Below are 23,082 nucleotides of genomic sequence, written 5' to 3'. Positions count from 1 at the left end.
GGGATCCGCCCACATCCGGCCCATCCAACGGTGGGCCGGTCGGCTGCGGACCTCGACAGAGCGGTCATCGAATGGCGGCTGGGGAAACGCCGAGTCGGGTCTTTGACCGCGTCGCCTGAGGGCCCACGATGGGTAGCGTGATGCGATCCTCCTTCGGAAGCCCGGCTCGGCGACGGCGCGAAAGCGCGCCCAGCATCCGCGACGTGGCGGCGGCCGCGGGGGTTTCGTATCAGACGGTGTCGCGGGTGCTGAACGACTCGCCGAAGGTCAGCCCGGACACCCGCCGGCTCGTGCTGGAGGTGATCGGGCAGCTGGACTACCGGCCCAACCGGGCGGCGCGGGCGCTCGGGTCCGGCAGGGCGAGCGCGGTCACCGTGGTCACCGCGGACACCACGTTGTACGGGTACGCCTCTACGCTGCGTGGCATCGAGGAGGCCGCGCGGTCGCAAGGGCTGGCGGTGGGCGTACGGGTGGTCGAGTCGGACCAGGCCACCGACGTGCGCCAGGCGGTCGAATACGTAAGCGATCCGAGTGCCGGCAGCGTGGTCGTGATCGCCTTCGACGCCGCCGGTGCCGGGGTGTTACGGGCCCTGCCCGTCGGTGTACCTGCCGTGGCCGCCACCGAGGCCGGCGGACTGGCGGACTCGCCGCGGACGATGCTCTTCCTGGACGAGCGGCAGGCCGCCGCCGAGGCGACGCGGCATCTGCTCGACCTTGGCCACCGAACCGTGCACCACGTGGCGATCCCCTCCGAGACGGGCACGAGCGCGCGCCAGGCCGGGTGGCGGGGTGTCCTGCGGGCTGCCGGCGCGCCGGTACCCAGGGTGCTGCACGCGGGCTGGGAGCCGCGGTCGGCGTACCTGGCCGGGCAGCGGCTGGCGGCGGACCCGGCGGTCAGCGCGATCCTGTGCGGCAACGACGACACCGCCCTGGCCGTACGCAGGGCGCTATACGAGGCGGGCCGGGACGTGCCCGGGGACGTCAGCGTGGTCGGCTTCGATGACGTACCAGGGGCGGCGTACTGGACGCCGGCGCTTACCACCGTACGGATGGACTTCGTGGCTCTGGGTCGGGCCTGCCTGGCCGCCGTCGTGGCCGAAGTGACCGGCGCCGCCCGGCCCGATGCCCCGCTGGCTCCACCCCGCCTGGTGGTACGCGAGTCGACCGCGCCGCCTCGGAACCGCTGAGCAATCGTTGGTAACAACGTTACCGAGCACCCACCAGGGCGATCACATAGGTGTGGCCTGCCGGCCGCCCAGTGCCGGACCCACCCGACGAACCCCGACGCCCGGGTGGTGTGGCCGAACTCCGCTCCGAAGGGCATCGCGCCCCGCCGCTGATATTCCAGATGTGCCCGCGGTGCGGGCCGCTCACGATGAGATGCCAGTACCTCCCACAGCCATCCGTGCCGAGCACGATCGATCCATGGTCGAAGACGGGATCGAGTAGCGGCTGGATCTCCTCCGACGGCCGGGAGTCCTCCTCCCACAGCCACGCCTCGGTCAGCGGGAACGAGGCCGCCAATTCGCGCACGGGGCGGTCGTCGCCCCAGCATGCGCTTCTGTCGACCATGGCCGGCCGGCCGGTTGGGTAGGGTTCACTCCGTGAGCGACTTCGTGATGCGGCGATGGGTTCTGGCCCACTACCCGGGAGACCAGGCCCCACCTCATCGACACGACCGCTCCGACGAGGGATTCGTCGTGCTTCGAGGTCGTCTGGAGGTCCTGGTCGGTGCCGAACGGAGAATCCTTCAGCAAGGCGATCACGTGACCATCCCCGCCGGCACGACACACACCTTCGCCACCGTCGACATCGAGGGTGCCGACGTCATTGCCGTCATGACTCCCGAGGTCGACCAGCTGGTGACGGCGCTGCACGCCGCAGCCACAGACGAGGAGCGGGCCACTGTCTGGGAACGCTACAACTCCGCGTTAGCGCCGGTCGATCGCTGAGTCGGTCAGGGAAAGCCGGCGGCAGGGCACAACTCCGCGCTCGGCACGGTGAGCGGATAGAGCACCCTCCACTGCGCCGGTGGCTCCCCGGCAGCCACCGGCGCACGGGCGGCGGCATGAGCGTGCAGCCGATCAACTGGCCTCTCCGCGTTGTTCGAGCCACCCGCGTACCGCCGCAAGGTCGGCATCGCTAAGTCCTTGGTACGGATCGACGCGGCGTAGCAACGCCGGCTGAGAGTGATGCACGGCGATCCAGCACCGGTCGGCTTCTGTGGTCTCGTCGTCCAGCCAAACGAACGGGCGTCCGGCCGCCCAACGCGCGAGGGGCGCTGTCTTCCAGTGCAGACCGCGCTGCGGTTCGTCGTCGTCCGGCCAGTCGACGACCGGCAGCATCGGAAGGCCGAGCCGGGGCGCGACAACCTCGTTCGCCTCCGCCATCCAGGTGCTCGCCCAAACCAGTTCGCCGGGCAGGGCGAGCAGGCGCCCGCCGTCTTTCGGGTCGAGTCGATCCAGCAGCGGATTGCCGAAGCCGTCGGCAACGTCCGTCACCTCGCTGTCCGAACGGTGTGTGCCGGCAGACCGGGATCGGAACGGGATGAGCACACCGTCGATGTCGACAAAGATCAGCGGTCGCGCGACGCCGGGAAGCACGCCGGAACCGTACCCCTTCGTCCGCGGCGCGCACGGACCCGCCTGACTCCGTTGACGGTGGCGCTCAGCGACGCGCGGAGCGCGGCAGATCAGTGCATCCGATCGGGTTTCGACTGCGTCCGTACCGGTTCGTCGGCGACGTACCTCGGGCTGAACTCATGGAATGCTTCATCCGCCCATCGCGTGCGCACCGGGTCGGTGCAGGCAACCAGGAATGCTCGCGCCGCGGCGGCGATGTGCTGACGGTGCACGGCCAGCTCCGGAACTCGCACGAGCACCACCGCCGCGGTGATCGCCTCCTGCCGAACACCGGGGTGCGGGTCGTCCAGAAATGCGGCGGCGGCATCGTACATCTGGGAACGGAGCTGCCGGACCGTGTGCCACGCCGAAGTCGGGGACTCCAGCGGCGAGTATCCGGCGAGCTCGACGAACTCGCGGACACGGAGGTCACCGACCGCATCGGCCACCTCCGACAACCAGGTCAGCAGGTGACCTCGCAACGGCCGGAGTCGGCCGTCCGGGCTCCGGATCACCGTATCGCCACCCACCTTGCGATCCAGCAGCGCCAGCACGTACCTGACGGCCGGCACCGCCGGCTCGAATACGTTCGGATACTCGATAAACGAGGCCCACAGATACGACAGGCCCACCGTGACGGACTGCGGATCGTCAGCGGCCAAGCCGTGCAGCGACGCCCACATGTCGGGGTCCGGCCACCAGTACTCCTCCACCTGGCAGGCCCGTACGATGTCGTCGACCATGTTGCTTAGTTCAGCCCGCTCCGCCCCCACGGCAGCATGATGACACAGCATCGACGAGCCGGTGGCGGTCGCTGCATCCACAAGATGATCTCTCGGTCCCGTTCACCGTTGCCGTGATCGGGTGCGCGCACATCGACAGTTCCGCGCGCCCCACCGGCGCCGAACGCTGCGCACGAAACGTGACGGCTCCGGATGGGGTGCCGCGCACGGTCGGCGGCAGATCAGTGCGTCCGGATGACGCATGGCCAGGTGCCCTGGCACACTCAGCCGCGTGTTGACCACCATCACCCTCCGGAACGTCGGCACCGCCGCAATCGTGGTCGGACTGCTCATCGCCCTGTTCACCCTCGGCACGACCACCGACCGTCCATTCACGCTCGCCTGGCTGCTCGTCCTCGTCGGGACCGGCCTACGGTTGGAGGCCGCCATCCGCGCCCCGAAACGCACGGCACGATAGCCCCGGCCGCTGACCCTCCCCTGACAGCAGCCCAACTGTTGGTGCGGCAGGATGGAGGCTGGCGCAGTCCCAGCGGTACGGGCGATTTCCGACCGGTTGCACGACAACGTACGGCTAATGACGGACCATCGGCGCGTCGCGCGCCTGGTCTGCGGCAGATGCGGATGCTCGCCAGAGCCGACCCGAGCGAGGACTACCGTGACTGTGTGCGGGTTGCTGAGCTCGGCGTGCGGCGAGCCTAGGCTGTGCACCATGGAAGGAGTGGCATGGATCCTGCTGTGCCCGTGCGTGTTCTTTGTGTTGCTGTTCTTCGCCGCGACCGTGATCCTTTGGTTCCAGACCAAGCCGGGCAGCCGATAGCTGAGTCGGCGGTCGAAGGCCGGCGCAGACGTGTGTACCTGAGCGGCTCCGGGTTGTAGGGCCTCCGGCCCGATCCGGAGCCCGTTGTTCGGCAGGTCCAGGTGTCGCTGACAGGGCCGCTCGTTAGGCACCGTGACGCCCGAATCGCGGCTATGAGCGCGCACATCACGCGGCCCGGTCGCGGCTGCGTCCATAAAGACGTTGGCGGACTCCCCGGGGGGTGGGAAGATCCATCAGGGGTGACTCACGTGCGGACGCGGTTGCGGCAGATACGAGTCAACGCGCGGACCTTGGTCTGGCGTGCGGAGATTCATCACGTGCAAGGCAGCGGCGATTGCCACCGGTGCATCCGCGTTCGCGTCTGGGGCGCAGGCAAGACCAGCCAGGCTCTCCAGGCGGATCTGCTCTCGCTGGCCTGGCCGGCACCGTGGGGAGCATGTGCAACGGACGGCGCCTACCCGGCCCCCGCCGACGTGCGGGCGCTCATCAGCTATGCCCTTGAACACGGGTGGCAGCCAGAACTGCGGGGTGGAACGTTCGTGCTGTCCGAGCACGAGCACGCAGCCCGGTTCTCCTTGCCCGGCTTTCTGCTGACCGACCGCTTGCTCACGCTGGAGAGCGCGGACCCCACGGCCCGAGTGATCCGCGCCTACGAGGCTCAGCAACGAGGCTGATGGGCTACCGCTCATCGGCAGTTCCGCGCGCCCCACCGGCGCCGAACGCTGCGCACGAAACGTGACGGCTCCGGATGGGGTGCCGCGCACGGTCGGCGGCATGAGCGTGCGTGGTCAGCCGGCTGGCGAGCACCATCCATCGGCCATGGCGATGATGCGAGCGGTCACCGTATCCGGATCCACAAGTTGATGCAGGTAGCGCCCTGGAACATGGTCGAAGTCCCAGCCGCGTTCCCGCGCGTCCTGCGCGGCTTGTTCGTACGGCGGACCGAACAGCAGATACCCACATGCCGCGTTGTCCCAGCCGTCCGGAACGGGAACCTTCTCCTCGTAGTAGCTCAACGGCAGGCGCGGCTGCTCAGCCGAGACAACACGCCGGGTCTGCGGATCCGGAAACATCGGCGCGACATCGGACTCGTCCCACCACGCCGTCCATTGCGGCAGCCTGCCACCGGTCGCTTTGGGCCGCAGAAAATCCAGCAGCTCAGGCGGTGCCACCGCCGTCGGCCCGCTGCGAGCGGGCAACGCCGCGTCGACGAACAAACAGCCGGCCACCGGACGCCGGGCAGCCTCGACGATGACCGGGACAAAGAGACCGGCGTTGCTGTGCGCGACCAAGACGACCGGGATGTCCAGCGGCAATTGGCCGGTGGATCTGCCGACGGTCTCTGCGACGGACGGCCAGAACGGCGGTCCTGCATCCGCGACGCCGAGCAGCGAAGGCACCAACGTAACCGCACCCGAGGCCTTCAGCCTCGTCGTCACAGGCGCCCAAGTCAGAGGACCCACCGATGGGCTGTGCACAAGAACAATTGCGGCATCCACCGGTTCACCGTGCCTGACGTCGCCTGCTGGCCGCCACCCCATCCGTCACGCCAACGGCGAACACGGGCACCCGTAGATCCGCACGCTCACGCATCACGGTCACCGCGCGCTCATCGGCACGTCCGGACGTCCTCGCAGCTATCCACGCCGTGGTCGGCGGCTACCGAAGGTGACGGAGGTCCCAGCGCTGGCGCGCACTACCTGCGGCCAGATCCGGGCGTTTGATCTTGGCGAACCGTATGGCAGGCGGGAAGGCGCCGCCGATGGCTCGGCTCGGCGCCGACGCGTCCTGGGTATCAGCCGATCAGATGACCGAAGGCGACGATCGGCTATTTCCATGTGCGACGGGCGCCCTGCGACGCTTAGGAAGGAGGCATGACCAACGAGGTGACCGTTCCCCTGCTGCCGTGCGCGTCCATTGACGACATCGAAACCTTCTACGGAGTTCTCGGTTTCCGCACCACGTACAAGCAGCGCAAGCCCAACGCGTGTGTGGGCGTGCAGCGGGAAGACCTGCATCTGCAGTTCTTCGAAATCGTCGGATTTGACCCGGAACAGTCCTATGGCTCCTGTCTCGTACTCACCGCGGACATCGAGGGACTGCACCGGGCGTTCGCCGCCGGCATGCGCGCCGCGTACGGCAAGGTGCTGGTGTCCGGAACGCCGCGGATGACCCGACCCAGGGCGCGGAAGAACGCCGACGGGTTGGGCGGGTTCAGCGTCATCGACCCGGGCGGCAACTGGATCCGCGTCTTTCGGAACGCCGCCACCGCCCCCATGCCGGCCACCACGCCTGCCGGGCGGCTGGCCAAGGCCCTGGCGAATGCTGTCGTGCAGGCCGATTCCAGGGGTAGCGTCGGACAGGCCGTTCGGATCCTCGACAGCGCGTTGGCCCGCCCGCGAGCCGACGACGACCCGGTCGAGCAGGTAGAGGTGCTGGTCTACCGCGCCGAACTCGCGATGGTGCTGCACGACCCAAAGACCGCATCCGAGATGCTGGCCCATGTCCAGTCCGTCGTGCTCACCGAAGAGGAAACTGATCGTGCGGCATCCGCGTTCGACAACGCCGCCGAACTCGCAGCGGCACTGCGGTGATTCACCATCGAACGCCTCCCTCAGCTGTCGCAGCGGGTACTCGTGGCACATGGTCCCGGCAGGGCACCCAGTTGGAGCTCGCCGTGCCGCCGGACCGCCGCCCCACTTGCGTCACCGCCCCCTCGGTGCGGAAGAATGCCCTCATGACCGAGGACCGGGTGCTCCCCTCAGACTCCAAACTGGACACCACGGTCCCGCACTCGGCGCGGATCTGGAACTACTGGCTCGGCGGCAAGGATCACTTCGCGGTCGACCGGGCCGTCGGCGATGAGGTGATCGCACACATCCCGGACATCCCCATCGGGGCGAAGTCCGAGCGTGCGTTCCTCAAGCGCGTGGTCAGGTTCCTCGTCGAGGATGTCGGCATCCGGCAGTTCCTCGACGTCGGCACCGGGCTCCCCTCGGCGGACAACACCCACGAGGTCGCGCAGTCCCTCGACCCGCGCTGTCGGGTGGTCTACGTCGACAACGACCCGCTCGTCATGGTGCATGCGCGTGCGCTCCTGACCAGCACGCCGGAAGGCATCTGCGACTATGCCGAGGCCGATCTGCGGCAGCCGGACACGATACTCGCGTCGGCGCGGCAGACGCTCGACTTCTCACAGCCGATCGGGCTCATGCTCCTCGGCGTCGTCAACCACCTCATGGACGACGACGTGGCCTACGGCTGCGTCGCGCAGCTGGTGCGGGCGATGCCCGCCGGTAGCTACCTGGTGCTCACCCACTCCACTGCGGAGATCCACGGCGAGCCGATGCTGCGCGTGATGCGGGAGACCACCGAGCGCGGCGGTACGCCGATCCGTGCCAGGACGAAGGTGGAGCTCGAACGCTTCTTCGACGGGTTGGATCTGCTGGAGCCCGGGGTCGTTACGTGCTCGCGCTGGCGTCCCGACCCGGGGTCCGACGAGCCGGAGGTCTACCTGTTCGGCGGCGTCGGCCGCATCGGCTGAGCTGAGCCTCTCGACGCCGGTCACGCCACGAGGGCAACCAGTTCACGGGTACGGGGGGTGACCGCTGGATCAGCGGTCACGGTCCCTTCTCGCCGCGACGGGCCCGCAGTGACCTCCATCGAGGAATCCGCCATGTTGGGTGAGCAACCGGGCAGCCACACTTGCTGATAAGCCACCGACAAGGGCCAGGTCGGCAGGCGTTGCCGCGTCAGTTGAGTGCCTGCATGACCGTATCTAGATGACGGCGTCCGGAGCCGACGCGAGTGCCGCAAACCTACCGGCCGCAAACGCCACCACGGCGGCGCGTTCGTGGACAGCAACCATCGGCAGCCGCGCCTCACGGCATCCGCCATCGGCAGCGACGTGCGTCCGACAAGTTGAACGACGAGTACGGAGAGTGACGGAGGTGCTGGCCGCCGGGCGCGCCCGCTCAGCGGCCGATCCGGATACACATGGAGGCGCGACGCCCAGCAGTCCGGTCGTGTCGGCCCCGTCGCGGCCATCGGTCGGTTGGACACCGCGCTGTGAGCAGGTGTGACGCTCTACGAAGGCGTCCGCCTCCAACAGCCGGCCCGAGAGCCGGCCGGCGTCGTGGATTCCATCGGTAGTTTTTCGTGGCACGATTTCGTGCGCGTCGTGGACGCCATCGCCGCTGAGCTCGCTGAATCGGTCCCCAAAGGCGTGCGTACGGCCTCGGCGACCCCTGCCTTGGCGGCCTCGCCGGCGGCAGATGAGTGCGCCTGATCATGACGTCTGTCGATTACGGCGATTCAGCAGGTTTGGCCTTCTGTGGGTAGATCGTCTCGTGGCGGGCCAGCATGGCGACGAACTCGCCGATCTTCCGCTCACGGGTCTGCGCCCGTTTTACGGCATTGACGCGGTAGATGAGAGCGAACCGGTTGGCCTTGGTGAGTACGTCGAACATCGCCTGAGCGGCGGGGTCGGCGGCAATGGCCGTGAGGAGGTCGGCCGGCACCTCGGCTTCCGACGGCGGGGCGTAGGCGGCCGCCCACCGCCCGTCCGCTTGCGCGGCTTCGACCGCGGCGCGGCCCGGGGGCAGCATTCGCCCCTGCTCCTCCAGCCGGGCCACGTGGGCGACGTTGCGCTGTGACCAGGAACTGCGGGGCCTGCGGGGGGTGAACCGGATCCAGGAGCTTTCCTGATCCCGTTTACGGGCCTGCCCGTCGATCCAGCCGAAGCACAGGGCCTCGTCGACCGCCTGCTGCCAGGTCAGCGTGGTGATGGTGCCGCCCTTCTTGGTCAGGGCGAGCCACACGCCGGGCGACGTGGCGTGGTTGGTTAACAACCACGCCCGCAGTGCGTCGGCGTCCGCGACGATCAACTCATCCAGCTCGGCGCTCATGACGGCAGGGTAACGGCTGCGCCGTGGCCGCAGCCTCTGCCTGTTGGCCAGCCCGACCGCGCCGAGCTGCCGGCACGCCGGTCGCTCATCGGACCGCCCGGGCAGGACCTCGATACCCGGCGGTGGCTGCCCTCGGTGCCCCGGGCCAGGACGCCGCAGGAGCGAAGGGTGCGGCCGAACTCGAACCACGTTCACCCCGCGTCCCACGATCCGAGTGGTGGATGACCTGGTCGCGGGCGGGTCGACGGTGCTGGATGGCCATCCCGACGGCGTCGAGGATCAGCTCGGTGCGCAGGTGGTCGGCTATCGCCCAGTCCACGAGCCGGGTCAGAGCCCGCGCAGACGGATCGGATGCCGCTCCAGGCCACAACAGGATCCCGAGCCGGCCCGGGTCCTTCCCGAAGGCTGGGACGTCATCGTCGGCCTTGGACACGCATCGGTTGGCCCGTATGCGGATCAGGGCTGGGCCGCCACGGTGAGCTTTGCGATGTCGGGGGCATAGACGGTCATCCAGTGCGGATGCAGCCGGTAGTAGACCACTTCGTTGTCCCAGTCGAAAAGGTCGTCGCCGTAGAAGTCCTTCAAGTACGCAAGCACGTCCGGCCAGTCCGTGGCCTGATCTCCGTTCTGGGGGTTGAGGATCTCCACCTTGCCGTGCGTGAAGACGCCGAGGTCCTCACCGCGCATATGCGCGGCGCTGGCAGCGGGCCGCGCCGCGAGGTGGCGCGCCTTGGCCGCGTCGCGCGCCGTGCCGAAGTACCACTTGCCTCGCAGGAAGTGCCCGTCCACACCGCTGATCCGCGGCTCACCCTTCGCCGTCACGCTGGACAGAGCGAGGGTGCACATGCCGGTGAGGACCTGGGTGAGCTGCTCCGCGTTCAGTGTGCGCGCGGTATTGATGATCGAGCGGAGGTGGGAGGTGGAGCGGGCGAGGGAGGCGTCAAGGAGGGCCTGGAGTTTTTCGAGATCTTCTGGGGTTTCGCGCATGGAGATCCTTGTCTTCCGTATCTATCTGTGCCGCCGGTTCGCGCCTAGCGCCGGCGCCGACCGCTGAAACTATGCTCCACCCAAAACCTGACACCTTGCGTCATATTTCTTCAACTGACTTGCGGACGCCAGCGGGCCGCACGGCAGCCGGCGCGAGCGGCCGGCGGCGCGACGTGACGGCTCCCGGCTGGGCGACGCGCACGAGTGGCGGCATGTGCGGGTGAAGCGGTCGGCGGAGGTGGGTCGGTGCGAGTCAGGGTGGCACCTCTGCGCGTGGCGGAGCTCGATATGGGTGGATGGGGGTGGTCTCCGCTGCGCACGGGTGAGTCCGGCGGAGCTGCAGGGCGGCGCGCGCGGACCGCGGCAAAGAGTGCGTTCGATCTTGGGCCGTTAGCTTTGCGGTGCTCTGCACGCTGGTGCGCGGTCACCTGGTCTGCTGCCGCCCGGCCCGGTGCTCGCGCGGTCGCCGATGTTCCGTCGGCCGCGCCTGTCGAGGGGGTCGGGTCGAGGGGGTCGGGTCGAGGGGGTCGGGTCGAGGGGGTCGGGTCGAGGGGGTCGGGTCGAGGGTGCCTGCCGGCTGCGCGATCGGCCGCTGGTCGGCGTGGGCGGGTGCTGCGGGATCGTCCACGAGAGCGGCGCCACCGCAACGGGTTGCGGTGGCGCCGGAGTTGGCTGCTGCGGGCGGCTCATGCGAGCCGCTCGATGGCCGGTCAGGGAATGAACTGCACTTCCGGGAATGCCGGATTCGGGCCGCGCAGCAGGTGTCCCCGGTGGCGTAGATGCAGGTCGAAGAACGCGAGCGGGTATGCCTGCTGGATCCGTACCGCCCGGACCGGGTGGAGGGTGCCGATCCAGCTGGCGAGTTCGTCGTCACTCATTCCGGTGATCGTCGCCAGTTGCGGGAGCAGCCACTGGTGGTCGATGTACGAGTAGTGGGTGGCGCCGTCGGCGTGCACGTTGAGCCGCCATCCGTGCAGGTAGTAGGACCAGATCTCCTCGACGCTCGGCTCGGCGGCCCGGGTGTACTGCCCGGTCATCAGCATGAACGGCCGGTCGATGGCGGTGACCGGTGGGTTCGACTGCATCGGGCCGTCGAGGCTGAGCCCGGCTCGGACGCGCTGGTCCTGGTTCATCACGAGGGCGGTCGCGGTCGCACCCTTCGACCAGCCGAACATGCCGACGCGGCGCAGGTCGAGCGCGGCGCCCAGGCCGGCCGGCAACGGACGGCACCCGGCGTCGGGGTTGCGGCCGGCGGCCAGCTCCTCGACACGGTCGAGGACGAACCGGACGTCGTAGCAGGAGTCCCACGGTGTGAACGACTGGCCAAGGGGGACGGTGAGCCGGCCGTCGGGGAATTCGCTGAATCCGTCGTACGTGTGATCCACCGTGACTACGACGTAGCCGTGGCTGACGAGTTCCTGGACCACGATGGTGGCCTCGGCACGGTGACTGTCGTTGCCGGGGGAGTACACGATCACGGGCCGCCGTCCGGGTGTGCGCAGTACCGGCGCTCCCAGGTGGCCGGCCGTGAGGGGTGCCGCCGCGGCGTCGGCGTCGAAACCGGCGGACGCGAGCAGCGCGCGCATCGGCGCGGCGGGCAGCCACGGCGCTACCGGGTGACGCCGGGCGTCGTGGGTGGCGGGGTACCAGACGCTGGCCATGAGTTCGCGGTAGTGCCCCGGGCCGGCGACGGGGTCCGGGCGGGATGTGTCGACGAGGTGCAGCGACACGGTGCCGACCTGGTGCGGCCCGGTGGGCGGGGGCAGCGTGAGCCGTGCCGGGCCGGGCGCGGCCGGCGCCGCCCACCCGCGGCCGGCGCCGCCGAGCGGCACGGCGACACCGGTGGCGAGCGCGGCTGTGAGCAGGTGTCGGCGGGTCAGGGCGATGGTCATCGGTCCTCCGGGGTGTCGGTGGTCTCGACGCGGGTGATGAGCAGCTTGAGCCGCGCGATCTCTTCGGCGAGGGCGGTGCTGCCGGCGGGGGTGAGGGTGATCCAGGTACGGCCGCGCCGGCCCTCGTACCCCTTCTCCACGGTGATCAGGCCGGCGTTCTCGAGCACGCCGAGGTGTTTGGAGAGGTTGCCGGCGGTCAGTTCCAGTTGGGTGCGCAGGTAACCGAACTCGACCCGGCGGGCCTCGTGCGCGATGGTGAGGATGCCCAGCCGGACGCGCTGGTGCACCACGTCGTCCAGGCCGTTGACCGGATGGGTGGACGGCACCTGCGGGTGGGGGATGTCGGCCTCGGCGGTCACCGCTGCCACCGGCGGGCGACCGCGAAACCGACCGCGCCCACTAGCAGCGCGGCGCCGCCGATGAGCTGCGGCAGCAGCAGGTCCGGGTGGTGTCCCAGGAAGCGGGGAATTCTGAAGGTGTCGATCGGCACCAGCACCAGCGCCAGATATCCGAGGGTGAACAGCAGCAGCGCGACGTGCCGCTCCAGCCAGGCCAGCACCAGCAGCGCCACCCCGATCGTGCCGACCGGTGCGACCAGGCGGTCCAGCAGCATCACCCAGGACGGCAACGGTTCGGTCGGCGGCCCGGTCGGCAGCGGCTGGCTCTGCCAGTACACGAACGCCAGCAGCCACACGACGGCGGACAGGACCGCCAGCGCGACCCCGGTGAGCACGTACGGCAGCACCCGGGCGCCGAGCCCTCGCGCCCGGGTGACCCGCACGGCGTACAGGGCGATCGCCGTGTACGCCAGCAGCAGCGCCGGCAGCCAGTAGAACCCCCTGTCCAGACCCCGGAGGCGGCACGCCCCCCTGCCGCTCTCGGCGAACGCGCGCCCGCAGTCGGCGTATAGGAAGAGCCAGCCGACCGGGATCGCCGCCAACGTCACCGCGGCCAACACCAGCAGCGCGACCCAGGTCACCCGCTGGTCGAGACGCACCCGGTGGGCGAGGGTGCGCACGTCGGACAGCAGCCGGCGGGGATCGCCGCCGGCGGGTACCGAATGAGTGGTCATGCCAATAGGTTTCCACGGCAAACCTATTTCCGCTAGTACAAGTTTTGATGATTGCCGCACCACCAGCCTGGAGCGGTACCAGCCCCGCGCGGCTCGCGGCTCCGCGCAACAAGGCGCCACCTCAGTCGTCGCACACCGACACCGGAACCACGATCAGGCGTCCGCTCATCGACTACTTGTTTCACTGACCTGTGACCGTGGTCCGGCCCGGCTTCGGTCGACGCGCCCGGGCTGTCGCTCACTTTTCGGCTGCCCACGCTGGTCGTGTGGCTCTCATCTGGCCTGCGCAGTCCCGGGCGTCGCCGCAGGGCGGGGAGAGTGACGAGGCGCCGGTGCGCGACGCGCACGACCGGCGGTAGGTCCGGATGCCCTGGTGGCCGGAACGGCGGTCGGGGCTACCGTGTCAGCTGCTCGTCTCCCCGCCAGCACGTCGGTCGCAGGGAAGGAAGTACATGTGGGTATGGAGTTGATCGGTCGTCGGCTGTCGAGCGACGAGTTGCGAGCGGTGTTGGATGACCCGGGGGCTGTCACTACCCTGCTCTACGGCGATCTGGACGATGACGACGCGGAGATGCCCGAGCCCGAGCTGGTCTGGGTAGGTCCTGGCACGCCGTCCACTACCTGCTGACCGGGTCTGCCTGGGGCCGGCCAGGCGGTGCTCCTCGCCATCACCTGACGCGCCTCGAACGGGTTCGGCGGAGCTTGCGGGCCTCCACCCGTCGGCCATGACGACTCGGGCCAGCATGCCCACCGCTCCGGGGTCGGATACCCGTGACCCTGCACGAGTCCGAGGCATCGTCGCGTTACGCTACCGGGCATGACGCGTTACCTGGTCGTGCCCGGTAGGGGAGTGCCGCGCCCCGACCACTGGTCGCGCAGTTGGGTCAGGGATTACCCGGAGTACGAATGGGCGCCCGAACCGCCCGGACCGCCGTACGTCGCCGCCGAGCGGGTCGCCGCGCTGCACGCTGCGATAAGCGCCCGCAGTGAGCCGGCGATCCTTGTGGCGCACAGCGCCGGATGCCTGACCGTCGCCGTCTGGGCCAGCCAGCACGTCGGTCCCGTCCGTGCCGCCCTGCTGGTCACGCCGCCGTACCTGGATCCGGACTGGACTCCCGGCCCTCAGGAAACCGACGATGTCGTCATCGACCATGTGCCACGCGAGCCACTGCCCTTCCGCTCGATCCTGGTCGCCAGTCACAACGACCCACATGCCACGTTCGCGCAATTCGAAGCGTACGCGCGCGACTGGGGCTCGGAACTGTTCGACGCAGGCGCGGTCGGACACCTGGACTCCAAAACCGGGTTCGGCGAGTGGCCCGACGGCCAGCGCCTGGTCCGATCATTGAGCCAGCCTGCGCAGCAGGAATAACGCTGACGCCACTGCGAGCGTGGCTCCGTCCGATCACCGTCACCGACTGCACAACGTGCACTCTTCGGCACGACCAAGCGATCGACCGACACTCGACACCCGTCACACAACGTGACGCTCGAATCGCGGCATGAGCGCGTATCTGATCATGTCATGGAGCTGTCTGCGCGCCCGCCTACGCGGTGAAGAAGTTCACTCCTTTGTCGAGGTCGGATCGGCTGGCGTAGCCGTAGTCGGTGGTGGACGCCCGACTGTCGAAATCAGCCCGGTGACCGAACAGGAGTCGACGCGGACATCGGCGTCTCCTCCCGGCTGCCGACACCCGGGGCCGTCACGGCGATGCGCGCCGACCGGCGGCAGCGGGCCAGGTCACGCCTCGACGAGGTCCTCGAGAAGCGCCCGTGGGGCGTCGTCGACCTCCCCGGGCTGCGGCGCTTGGACGGTCACCGGCTCTCCCCAACTGTGGTAACTGAACCTGACCATGCCCAGCTCCGGCACGACGCTCGGCACGTCGATCTCGATCCAGCTCCATCGGCCCTGCGGTTCGGTGAAGACCTCGAACGGAACCGCGGTCAACCGCTCGGTGAACTCGTTGAGCGCCCGCCCGCCGGCACGTCTCGACCTGGTCATGTCGATGGTGCCGAGAAAGGTGTGCCCGCCGTCCCGCTTCGCGTCAACGATGCTCTTCACCAGGGTGAAGGCACCGCTCGGGTCGTCCTCCGGCATGAAATCCAGCGCACTACCCTTCGCGACACCCCCAGCCGGGATCCGCAGCCACTTCCGTGGCAGTCCCGGCAGGCCGGACAACTTCATGTAGTGGTCCTGTTCCGCCCGGATCAGCTCGACCACCAAGGTCTTGCCGTCGCTCTGGCCCAGTTCCATCCGCATGGTGCCCTTCCGGCCGACCGGATCCAGCCTGGCCTCCGAAGTCATTCCCGGCGCACGCATCGAGACCCCGATGGTCGTAGCGTTCATCCGCGCCGCCGACTCCGCCAGCTTCTCCAGTGGGGTGAGCTGCCTCAAGGTGGTCTCGACGGGCATGGGTCGCCCGTCGCCGTCGGCCCTGCCCCAGCGCCCACAGCCGTTGAGGGCTAGTGCGAGTGAGACGACGACCGCCGTCAGCGCCATTGAGGCATGTCGGCGAGTTCCCATCGAGGTACTCCTTCCGCTACCGCGCCCTCGGCGCTGAGACCGGGCAGCCCGGATCGTAATCCGTCCTCTGGAGCTGGTCGTCGCCGGGCCGGGACTTGTCCTTCCCGCCGTCTTCCTGGATGTGGTCGTCCCGGGGGCTGCATCGGTGGTGGCACGGCGGTCCTGGTGTTACTGGTCTGCACCGCGCCGTACGGTCTCGGGCTGCGGTACCGGTTGCGTCGGAACCGTGGTCAGGGCCGGCAGCGCGGGCCGGCGTGCCGGCGGGCCGGAGCGGCGTGACCGCAGCATCCTCGGTTTCGACCTCGGCGTCCTGGCGGCATCAACTTGCTTGCCGGGCTGCTGACCTACTGGCTGGGGGCGGTGAAGGTCACCGTTCCGGAGGGGGCGGAGTAGATGCCCGCTTCGTCGACCGCGCGTACGTAGACCTCGTGCATGTTGCCGGCGGAGACGGTGAACGTGACGGTCCGTACGTCCGTGGCGGGGCTCGAGAGGCCGAGGGCGCCGCCGTTGACGTACGTGACGTACCGGGAGATCGGGAAGTCGCCTGGTGCCGGGGCCGTCCATGACAGTGTCGCGGAGGTCGGGGTGAGCGTGGTGACGGTCGGGTCGGACGGCGGGGACGGCGGCACCGACGGGACGGTGGTGACGGTGCCGCGGGCGGACGGGGTCGAGCGCGGCGTGCCGTCGGTGTAGCGGGCGACGACGAGGAACGTGTAGCTCGTGCCTGGCCTGAGCCCGGTGAGCTGGACGCTGGTCGTCGACGGGCCCGTGCTCGCCCGGATCTGGATCGGTTGGGTCGGGGTTGCGGGCGGGGCGATCAGGTCGTAGCCGGCGATCCGTTCAGTGGCGACGCCCGGTGGTCGCCAGGAGACCGTGGCGGTGGTGGCGGTGATGTCGGTCGCCACCGGCGGGCCGGGCGTGACTTCGCTCGACAGGGTCGTGATGGTCACGGGGGCCGAGGCCGGCCCGCGGAGGTCGTTGGTGTCCCGTGCCCGCACGAACAGCTCGTAGGTCGTGGCCGGGCGCAACCCGCCGATCGGCACGAAGACCCACGCGCCGGTCGCGGTGGTGACCAGCTGGTCCGGGTGGATCCAGCCCAGCCGGCGGGCGTAGACCTCGTACACCGCGATTGGGTTGGTGCCCGTGGTGGCCGGCATCCAGGCGAGGTCGACGGTGGTGGCGGAGAGGAACTGCGTGCCGGCGGCCCGCGGCGCGCCGGGCGGGGTCACCGGTGCGTTCGCCTGTGCGGGCGCCGGTCCGGAGGTCGCCAACGCGAAGGCGAGCGTGACGCCGAGCAGATGCCTGTGGCCCATTCCGACATGCTCCGTCGGTCAGTGATGACTGTCAATGGACGTGCCGGTCGGCCACGACTCGTCGTGATCAAGTCTCCACCCAGATTTCAGGAACCACCGCAGCGGGTGCTGGACGCCAAGCCGCCGTTCCGGCCACGGTGATCCTGGCGGAGGCGGTCCTGTCCCGCCGGGTGGGCGGTCACGGTTAGTGGAGTCACCTGCCGCTTGTCCCGCGGCCCACTACGGATCAGAAGGTCAGCGGCTCGAATCCCTTGGGCGAGCAAGATCAGAAAACGTTTGACCTGCGGGAACGCCGTAGTCAACCTTCTGACCGGTTGACTGCTGCTGCCTGATGTAGTGTCAGGCCATTTCAGCGGGGCCTGGCATGGGAAGAGTGCGCGATATCTTCCTGCGGTGCCTGGAACCGCGTGACCGGAGGAGTCGATGCGGGAATGACCGCAGGGCGCCCGATGCCCACCCGGGACGACGTGCTCGGGTATTTCGACGCGTTGTCGAACTGGGGACGGTGGGGTGACGACGACGAGCGCGGGACTCTGAACCACATCACCGACGACGTCCGGCTGGCGGCGGCGCGGGCCGTGCGGCATGGCAGGAGCGTGTCGTGCGCATGGGAGGTTGCCGCACCGGAGGACATGGAGCGGTCGACGACGACGTGCCCGTGCGCCGCCGACATGCCGGGTGCCGAGAACATGCCGACCGCCTTCCACGCCGATCGGCGCTGGGGGTTCTCGTCCGAGCGGCTCGGTATCTCGTTTCACGGCAACACCCTCACGCACGTCGACTCGCCGTGTCACATTTTCTGGGACGGCACGATGTACAACGGGCGGTCGCACTCGTTGGTCGACGCGACAGCGGGATCGGCGTGGGGGGCCGTAACGGCGGCGGCGGACGGGATCATCACGCGTGGTGTCCTGCTGGACGTTGCGAGGGTCCGCGGTGTGCCGTGGTTGGAACCGGGGCAGGGTGTGTCTCCTGACGATCTTGAGGAGGCTGAGCGTCGTCAGGGTGTGCGGGTGCGGTCCGGCGATGCGGTACTCCTGCGGACCGGCTATGGCCGGGCTCGGCACGAGGCCGGTGCGGCCGGCGGTCTCACGCAGGCTGGCTGGCACGCGTCCTGCCTGCCGTGGTTGCATGACCGGGAGGTCGCGCTGATCGGTGCCGACACCCCTCAGGACGTTCAGCCGTCGGGGTACGAGGACGTGTTGATGCCGGTGCACGCCGTGAGTCTCGTTGCGATGGGTCTGTGGCTGCTCGACAACTGCGACCTGGAGGCGTGCGCGGCGACGGCTGCCGAACTCGCCCAGTGGGACTTCCACCTGACGGTCGCGCCGGTCCGTTTCGCCGGTACGTCCGGCAGCCCGGTCAACCCGATCGCCACATTCTGACCACGGCGGGCAGGTCGTGCCCGGCCACGCTGGGCGTCCAGGCTAGGGTTGGCTAGGCTCGCCGGAGACCGCGCCGCCAGTGACGAGGACTGCGATGACCCGTACCGACGATGACGTCGCCCTCGACTCGGCGTCGGACCCGCTGGTGCTCGCGCTGGACGTCGGGTCCACCGCCACCCGTGGTGGCGTGCAGGACGCGTCGGGCCGGCGGGTCCACGGCCTGCAGCACAAGGTGCCGCACGCCTTCACTGTCGCGCCTGACGGCACCTCGGTCATCGACCCCGACCAGGTGACCACAGAAATCGAGCAGGTTCTCGACGCGGTAACCGGGGATCCGCGGCTGGGGACCCGCATCGCCGGGGTCGCGATGGACACCTTCGCCGCCTCGCTGATCGCGGTCGACGCGGCCGGACGCGCGCTGACGCCGTGCCTGACCTACGCCGACTCCCGCAGCGCCGACGCGGTCGCGGTGTTGCGGAACGAGCTCGACGAGCAGGCAGTACAGCAGCGCACCGGCACCCGCCTGCACACGAGCTACCACGCCCCGCGCCTGCGTTGGCTCGCGGCCGCGCAGCCGCGCGTCGTCGCAGGGGCCGCGGTCTGGTGGTCGCTGGGCGAGTACGTCCTGGCTCGGCTGGTCGGGCACCCGCTCGCCGGAACGTCCACCGTGGCCTGGACCGGCCTGCTCGACCGTCACACCGGCGAGTTCGACGCCGAACTGCTCGCTGCCGCGGGTATCGGCCCCGAGCAGCTTTCCCCGCCGCGCGACATGACCGAGCCGGCAACTTCGGTGTCGTCGGCGCGCTGGCCCGCCCTCGCGCGGGCCGCGTGGTTCCCCGTCATCACCGACGGCCTCGCCAGCAACATCGGGTCGGGGGCGACCGACGCCACGGTGCTCACCGCGTCGACAGCCACCAGCGGTGCGCTGCGGGTGCTGCTCGACGGCCCGGCCGATCCGCTACCGTTCGGGCTGTGGAACTACCGGGTCGACGCGGGACACACGCTGCTCGGCGGGGCGATCAACGATGTCGGTCGTGCCGTCAGTTGGGCACAGAGCACGTTGCGCCTCGGCCCGGCGCTCGCGCCCGCCCTCACCGCGCCGCCGAGCGATGCCACGCCGCTGGTGCTGCCGTACCTCACCGGTGAGCGTGCGCCGGGCTGGGTCGGCGGGGCGCGCGCCGTGCTCGACGGGGTGTCGGCGGCCACGGATGCGGACTCCCTGTTCCGGGGGATCGTCGAGGGCGTGGCCATGACCTACGCGCGCGTCGCCGACGAACTGCACCTGGCCGCCCCGCAGGTCCTGGAGGTCGCGGCGGCGGGACGGGTCAGCAACGACCACCCCGAATGGCTCCAGATCCTCGCGGACGTGCTCGGCCGGCCCGTCACGCACGTGACCCGGCGGCGCGCCACGCAGCGTGGCACGGCGCTGCTCGCGCTCGACGTGCTGGCACCGGACGTCCCGCGCGCGCCCCGGGCCACCGGGGCGACCTACGAGCCTCGGCCCGCGTACGGCGAGCACTACGCGGGACGGCGGGCGCGGTTCGCCAAGGCGTACGACGCGCTCGTGCGCGGCTGAGGGACCCGGTGCCCTTTCCTCGCGCCCGGCACGGAGCCAGGTCGTCCTGCCGGCGCTGCGATACCGGTCATGCGCCTGAACGTGTCCTGCGTGCCAATGGCCACCACGGTTCAGCCGAGGACGTCGCCGCCGTGGCCCCATTCGCCGCCGCGTTGAACGCGTGGCGGCACACCTCCCGGCCACGGCGACGATCGGCGCTGCGGCCGCACCTGCCTGTCCGAAACACGGGCGACGACACCCACCGAGCAGATCGGTGGATTCAGGCCGGCTCCGTGTTCGGCTCCCGGACGGAATCGTGCTCGGCCGGACCGGGACCGGCGGGCCCGAGGTCGTCCCACCACCCGAGCACTCTGGCCGCGAAGAATGTCAGCCACTTCGACGGCTGCCCTGCCGGGACATCGACCTCGAACCACACCTGGCCCGGATGCCGCCGTTCCTGCAACCACGTGCCGTCGGGCTGGCGGGCAACACGGAGCCGCGCAATCGCCTCCGCCATGCGTTCGTCGGGGGCGGTGCCGTCGTGGAGCGCGGCAGCGCGAAAGTAGTCCGCAGCGTTCAGTACGCTGTAGAACCAGAGGAACGGGTACGCCAATCGCAGCGCCCAAGGGCCGACCGGCTCGCCTGTCGACAGCCTGCGGTACAGCCCGCGCGTGAGCAGATACTCCTCCCCGCCGCGTCGCGCGTCACTCGCCCGCGCACTGTCGCCGGTGACCCGCTCGTAATCCAGTAACCCCTTCAGGACGTTCAGAGTGGAGTGGAACGAGGACCTCGTCGCGCCCTGCACCCACTCGCAGTTCCACCCGCCGTCGGCCAGCCGGTGGGCGAGGAACCAGTCGACGAGGCCGTCGACATCGGCGCCGAGCCAGAGCCCGTTGGACAGCGTCCACGAGTTGATGCAACAGTCCACCTCGCCGCCCCAGTAGGGCAGGCCGTCGTACTCCCAACGACTGTTTGCCGCGAGCCGCGACGCCGTGTCGGCGAGCACACCCGCGTCGAGCCCCCACTCGCGCAGTGAATTCAGCGTCCATGTGGTCGCTGTCCACGGCTGGGCGCCCTGCTGCGCCTCAGGGTCGTCGAAGTCGAAGCCGCCGGGGAAGAACGCCCCCCGCCCACTGCCCGTCGGGGTCCTGGAGCGCGAGCAGCCGCGCGCCGTACCCATGGGTCGCGACCCGCGCCCTGGTGGCCGCCCACACCTCTGCCGGCAGGCGGAGGAGGTCCCGCTCGACCTGCCAGCGCAGGGCCGGGTCGGAGTCGACCAGCCAGGCGATGAGCGAGCTGCCAGCCATCCGGGGAGAATACCGGTCGCGCCGTCACCGGTCGCGCCATCACCGGGCGCGACGAGCCTGATTGCCACCCCAGCTTGCCCGCCGCGCACCCATCGACAGATCCCAGGCCACCTGCGGTACGCCGTCGGCCAGCACCTCGTGCCGGCCTGCCGGCTCTGCGGATCCGCGGCGGGTGGCAGGGCCCGGGGGCGGAGCCGGGTCGAGGCTCCACCCCCAGGTCTGCCGGAGACGGTCAGGCGAGGGCGCAGGCCGCGCCGTTGAGGGTGAACGAGGTCGGTCTGGCCGTGTTGCCGGTGTGGGTGGCTTGGAAGCCGAAGCTGACCGACGCGTCGCGCGCGATCGTGGCGTTGTAGGAGACGTTCCTGGCCGTCACCTGGCCGGAGGCCGGCGAGTAGCTGGCGTTCCAGCTGGAGGTGATCGTCTGGCCGCTCGGTAGGGTGAAGACGAGGGACCAGCCGTCGACCACGCTCGTGCCGGTGTTGGTGATGGTGATGCTCGCGGTCAGGCCTGTGCTCCACGCGTTCACGGTGCTGGTGACTCGGCAGGCGCCGGTGGAGGGCGTCGGGGTGGTCGGTCCCGGTGTCGGTGGGGTCGGCCCCGATGTCGGAGTGGTCGGTCCCGGCGTCGGCGTCCCCTGGAACTGTGTGAAGAACGCCCACGTCTCCTGGGGGAGCCAGGCCGTGTTGGAGCCGGCGTCCTGCGGTGTGGGGGTGTGACCGCCGTCGAACGCGTACCAGGCGACCGGGTGCCCGGCCGAGCAGCCGGAGTAGTGGTATTCGGTGTGCCTCCCGCTGCCCTGCGCCGGCTCGGGCGGACTTGCCGCCGTGCAGCCGTTGTTCCTGACGAACCTGTCACGCATCGCTCGTCCGCCGGAGATGCTGAGTACGTTGTCACTGAGCCCGTGCGCCTGAAGGTAGGCGATGGGCTGGTTCCCGCCGTTGCACCCGCTGATCACGCCACCCGAGTAGATCGCGACCGCGCGGAAGGTCTCTGCCCGGGCACAGGCCAGGGCGTAGCTCATCCCGCCGCCGTAGCTGAATCCCAGGGAGAACAGCTGGGTCGTGTCGACGCAGAGAGCGTTTCCGATCGTCTGGATCATGTTGTCGGTGAAGGTCACGTCCTCGCCGCCGGAGTTGGCCCAGCCGTTGTTGAGGCCTTCCGGGGCGACGAAGATGGTGCTGTTGTTCGACAGCGGCAGCAGTCCGTAGTAGCCCTGGCTGACGACGGAGTTGGCGTTGCCGTTCAACCAGTGGAATCCGAACACCAGCCGGTAGGGGCGGTTGTTGTCGTAGTTGTCGGGGATCCTCAGGACGAAACTGCGGGTCTTCCCGCCGCTCTGTATCGAATGGGTGCCGTTGGTCAGCGTCGGTGCCCGACCGCACCCGGCGGTGGCCGCGAGGACGCCGACGCCGGTGTCCGGCGCGGCTCCCTCCGCCGCTCTGGGCGCGGCCGCACCCGACGGCAGCGCGGTCGCTACCAGTACCGCGACGCCTGCGGCGGCCACGGCCCCCGACAGCGACAAGATTGTCGAGCGACCTCGGCGAGCTGCTCTCTCAAACACACTTCCTCCTCCAGTTGCATTCTCACCGTGGCGGCGCGCGGGCACGTCGACTGACCGGGGCCAGTGCGGCCGTGGGGTGCGTACCGGTCGCCGCGGCCGTACGGTCACGAGCGGATCGGTCGCCTCGGTGAGCGCCCGTTGCGGCGAAGTGGCCGGGGTCGCCGGCGCGTGACCGCCAACGGCCGCCTTCTGCGCGACGGGGTCGGCATGCACCGACCCCGTCGTCCCCACCTGCCACGTGTCCACTAACAGTGACTCTTGTCAATATAGGAGCCATCGTGACGGTCGTCAATCGATATGTTGAGCGTTTGGATATGGGCAGTGGAGACCGAAACCCAGCCGCTGGCTCCGGCGAGGCTGGCAAAGTGATCCAACGTTCCGGATCAGCCGGACGAGCC

The 23,082-nt window shown here is 69.6% G+C and carries 24 protein-coding genes; 11 read left to right on the top strand and 13 right to left on the bottom strand.

Annotation, left to right across the window (positions count from 1 at the left end):
* The first annotated feature begins 128 nt into the window (after nt 1–128).
* Complete coding sequence (locus V1634_RS26720) at nt 129–1,187, top strand: LacI family DNA-binding transcriptional regulator (protein ID WP_331210658.1); 1,059 nt, start codon at nt 129–131, stop codon at nt 1,185–1,187.
* Nucleotides 1,188–1,604: 417 nt separating this feature from the next.
* On the top strand, nt 1,605–1,952 hold the full coding sequence (locus tag V1634_RS26715) for a cupin domain-containing protein (RefSeq protein ID WP_331210657.1): 348 nt from the start codon (nt 1,605–1,607) through the stop codon (nt 1,950–1,952).
* 132 nt (nt 1,953–2,084) lie between these two features.
* Here V1634_RS26715 and V1634_RS26710 read toward each other — a convergent pair whose 3' ends face one another.
* The gene (locus V1634_RS26710) at nt 2,085–2,603 is read right to left on the bottom strand and encodes an HAD domain-containing protein (RefSeq protein ID WP_331210656.1); all 519 of its coding nucleotides are present in this window, start codon (nt 2,601–2,603) and stop codon (nt 2,085–2,087) included.
* A gap of 89 nt (nt 2,604–2,692) precedes the next feature.
* The gene (locus tag V1634_RS26705; RefSeq protein ID WP_331210655.1) at nt 2,693–3,364 is read right to left on the bottom strand and encodes a hypothetical protein; all 672 of its coding nucleotides are present in this window, start codon (nt 3,362–3,364) and stop codon (nt 2,693–2,695) included.
* A 271-nt stretch (nt 3,365–3,635) separates the two neighbouring features.
* Here V1634_RS26705 and V1634_RS26700 point away from each other — a divergent pair, with 271 nt between their 5' ends.
* Both V1634_RS26700 and V1634_RS26695 read left to right on the top strand, forming a co-directional pair.
* Complete coding sequence (locus tag V1634_RS26700) at nt 3,636–3,821, top strand: hypothetical protein (protein WP_331210654.1); 186 nt, start codon at nt 3,636–3,638, stop codon at nt 3,819–3,821.
* A 608-nt stretch (nt 3,822–4,429) separates the two neighbouring features.
* Complete coding sequence (locus V1634_RS26695; RefSeq protein ID WP_331210653.1) at nt 4,430–4,855, top strand: integrase; 426 nt, start codon at nt 4,430–4,432, stop codon at nt 4,853–4,855.
* A gap of 114 nt (nt 4,856–4,969) precedes the next feature.
* Here the strand turns inward: V1634_RS26695 and V1634_RS26690 are convergent, their stop codons facing one another.
* Entirely contained in the window at nt 4,970–5,581 is a 612-nt protein-coding gene (locus tag V1634_RS26690; RefSeq protein ID WP_331210652.1) for an alpha/beta hydrolase, read from the bottom strand.
* Nucleotides 5,582–6,055: 474 nt separating this feature from the next.
* Between V1634_RS26690 and V1634_RS26685 the strand changes: the two genes are divergently transcribed.
* Both V1634_RS26685 and V1634_RS26680 read left to right on the top strand, forming a co-directional pair.
* Complete coding sequence (locus V1634_RS26685; RefSeq protein WP_331210651.1) at nt 6,056–6,775, top strand: VOC family protein; 720 nt, start codon at nt 6,056–6,058, stop codon at nt 6,773–6,775.
* 143 nt (nt 6,776–6,918) lie between these two features.
* Nucleotides 6,919–7,725 (top strand): SAM-dependent methyltransferase, encoded by an 807-nt coding sequence (locus V1634_RS26680; RefSeq protein ID WP_331210650.1) that lies wholly within the window; start codon nt 6,919–6,921, stop codon nt 7,723–7,725.
* A 760-nt stretch (nt 7,726–8,485) separates the two neighbouring features.
* On the opposite strand, the gene V1634_RS26675 is transcribed toward V1634_RS26680, so the two are convergent.
* Nucleotides 8,486–9,088 carry a YdeI/OmpD-associated family protein gene (locus V1634_RS26675; protein ID WP_331210649.1) on the bottom strand — a complete coding sequence of 201 codons (603 nt, stop codon included), beginning with the start codon at nt 9,086–9,088 and terminating at the stop codon, nt 8,486–8,488.
* Between the two features lie 217 nt (nt 9,089–9,305).
* Between V1634_RS26675 and V1634_RS26670 the strand changes: the two genes are divergently transcribed.
* On the top strand, nt 9,306–9,590 hold the full coding sequence (locus V1634_RS26670) for a hypothetical protein (RefSeq protein WP_331210648.1): 285 nt from the start codon (nt 9,306–9,308) through the stop codon (nt 9,588–9,590).
* On the opposite strand, the gene V1634_RS26665 is transcribed toward V1634_RS26670, so the two are convergent.
* From V1634_RS26665 to V1634_RS26650, 4 genes are all read right to left on the bottom strand, one after another.
* Nucleotides 9,545–10,075: a pyridoxamine 5'-phosphate oxidase family protein gene (locus V1634_RS26665; protein ID WP_331210647.1), complete on the bottom strand. Its 531-nt coding sequence runs from the start codon at nt 10,073–10,075 to the stop codon at nt 9,545–9,547. The two genes, V1634_RS26670 and V1634_RS26665, sit on opposite strands and share 46 nt — an antisense overlap.
* 710 nt (nt 10,076–10,785) lie before the next feature.
* Nucleotides 10,786–11,967 (bottom strand): alpha/beta hydrolase family protein, encoded by a 1,182-nt coding sequence (locus V1634_RS26660; protein ID WP_331210646.1) that lies wholly within the window; start codon nt 11,965–11,967, stop codon nt 10,786–10,788.
* Nucleotides 11,964–12,335, bottom strand: coding sequence for a transcriptional regulator (locus tag V1634_RS26655; RefSeq protein ID WP_407951860.1), 372 nt, complete (start codon nt 12,333–12,335; stop codon nt 11,964–11,966). The genes V1634_RS26660 and V1634_RS26655 overlap by 4 nt, the downstream gene beginning before the upstream one ends.
* Nucleotides 12,323–13,039 (bottom strand): hypothetical protein, encoded by a 717-nt coding sequence (locus V1634_RS26650; protein WP_331210644.1) that lies wholly within the window; start codon nt 13,037–13,039, stop codon nt 12,323–12,325. The genes V1634_RS26655 and V1634_RS26650 overlap by 13 nt, the downstream gene beginning before the upstream one ends.
* Before the next feature lie 454 nt (nt 13,040–13,493).
* Here V1634_RS26650 and V1634_RS26645 point away from each other — a divergent pair, with 454 nt between their 5' ends.
* Together V1634_RS26645 and V1634_RS26640 are read left to right on the top strand one after the other, a co-directional pair.
* Nucleotides 13,494–13,667: a hypothetical protein gene (locus V1634_RS26645; RefSeq protein WP_331210643.1), complete on the top strand. Its 174-nt coding sequence runs from the start codon at nt 13,494–13,496 to the stop codon at nt 13,665–13,667.
* Between the two features lie 189 nt (nt 13,668–13,856).
* Nucleotides 13,857–14,411 carry an RBBP9/YdeN family alpha/beta hydrolase gene (locus tag V1634_RS26640; protein WP_331210642.1) on the top strand — a complete coding sequence of 185 codons (555 nt, stop codon included), beginning with the start codon at nt 13,857–13,859 and terminating at the stop codon, nt 14,409–14,411.
* 369 nt (nt 14,412–14,780) lie between these two features.
* On the opposite strand, the gene V1634_RS26635 is transcribed toward V1634_RS26640, so the two are convergent.
* Together V1634_RS26635 and V1634_RS26630 are read right to left on the bottom strand one after the other, a co-directional pair.
* Complete coding sequence (locus tag V1634_RS26635) at nt 14,781–15,452, bottom strand: hypothetical protein (protein WP_331210641.1); 672 nt, start codon at nt 15,450–15,452, stop codon at nt 14,781–14,783.
* Nucleotides 15,453–15,907: 455 nt separating this feature from the next.
* Nucleotides 15,908–16,876 (bottom strand): fibronectin type III domain-containing protein, encoded by a 969-nt coding sequence (locus V1634_RS26630; protein WP_331210640.1) that lies wholly within the window; start codon nt 16,874–16,876, stop codon nt 15,908–15,910.
* Nucleotides 16,877–17,307: 431 nt separating this feature from the next.
* Between V1634_RS26630 and V1634_RS26625 the strand changes: the two genes are divergently transcribed.
* A complete protein-coding gene (locus tag V1634_RS26625; RefSeq protein WP_331210639.1) occupies nt 17,308–18,261 on the top strand; it encodes a cyclase family protein in 954 nt (317 codons plus the stop codon).
* A 94-nt stretch (nt 18,262–18,355) separates the two neighbouring features.
* Nucleotides 18,356–19,837 (top strand): gluconokinase, encoded by a 1,482-nt coding sequence (locus V1634_RS26620; RefSeq protein ID WP_331210638.1) that lies wholly within the window; start codon nt 18,356–18,358, stop codon nt 19,835–19,837.
* 259 nt (nt 19,838–20,096) lie between these two features.
* On the opposite strand, the gene V1634_RS26615 is transcribed toward V1634_RS26620, so the two are convergent.
* The 3 genes from V1634_RS26615 to V1634_RS26605 all read right to left on the bottom strand — a co-directional run bounded on the left by V1634_RS26615 (nt 20,097) and on the right by V1634_RS26605 (nt 22,639).
* Complete coding sequence (locus tag V1634_RS26615; protein WP_331210637.1) at nt 20,097–20,822, bottom strand: hypothetical protein; 726 nt, start codon at nt 20,820–20,822, stop codon at nt 20,097–20,099.
* A gap of 79 nt (nt 20,823–20,901) precedes the next feature.
* Nucleotides 20,902–21,123, bottom strand: coding sequence for a hypothetical protein (locus V1634_RS26610; protein WP_331210636.1), 222 nt, complete (start codon nt 21,121–21,123; stop codon nt 20,902–20,904).
* A 232-nt stretch (nt 21,124–21,355) separates the two neighbouring features.
* Complete coding sequence (locus V1634_RS26605) at nt 21,356–22,639, bottom strand: cellulose binding domain-containing protein (protein WP_407951862.1); 1,284 nt, start codon at nt 22,637–22,639, stop codon at nt 21,356–21,358.
* Nucleotides 22,640–23,082 lie beyond the last annotated feature (443 nt).

Origin of the sequence: Plantactinospora veratri (assembly GCF_036421995.1) — a bacterium.
In the GTDB taxonomy this organism is placed as follows: Bacteria; Actinomycetota; Actinomycetes; order Mycobacteriales; family Micromonosporaceae; genus Plantactinospora; species Plantactinospora veratri.
Note: the sequence above shows the minus strand (reverse complement) of the source record. Positions and strands in the feature narration are given on the sequence as shown.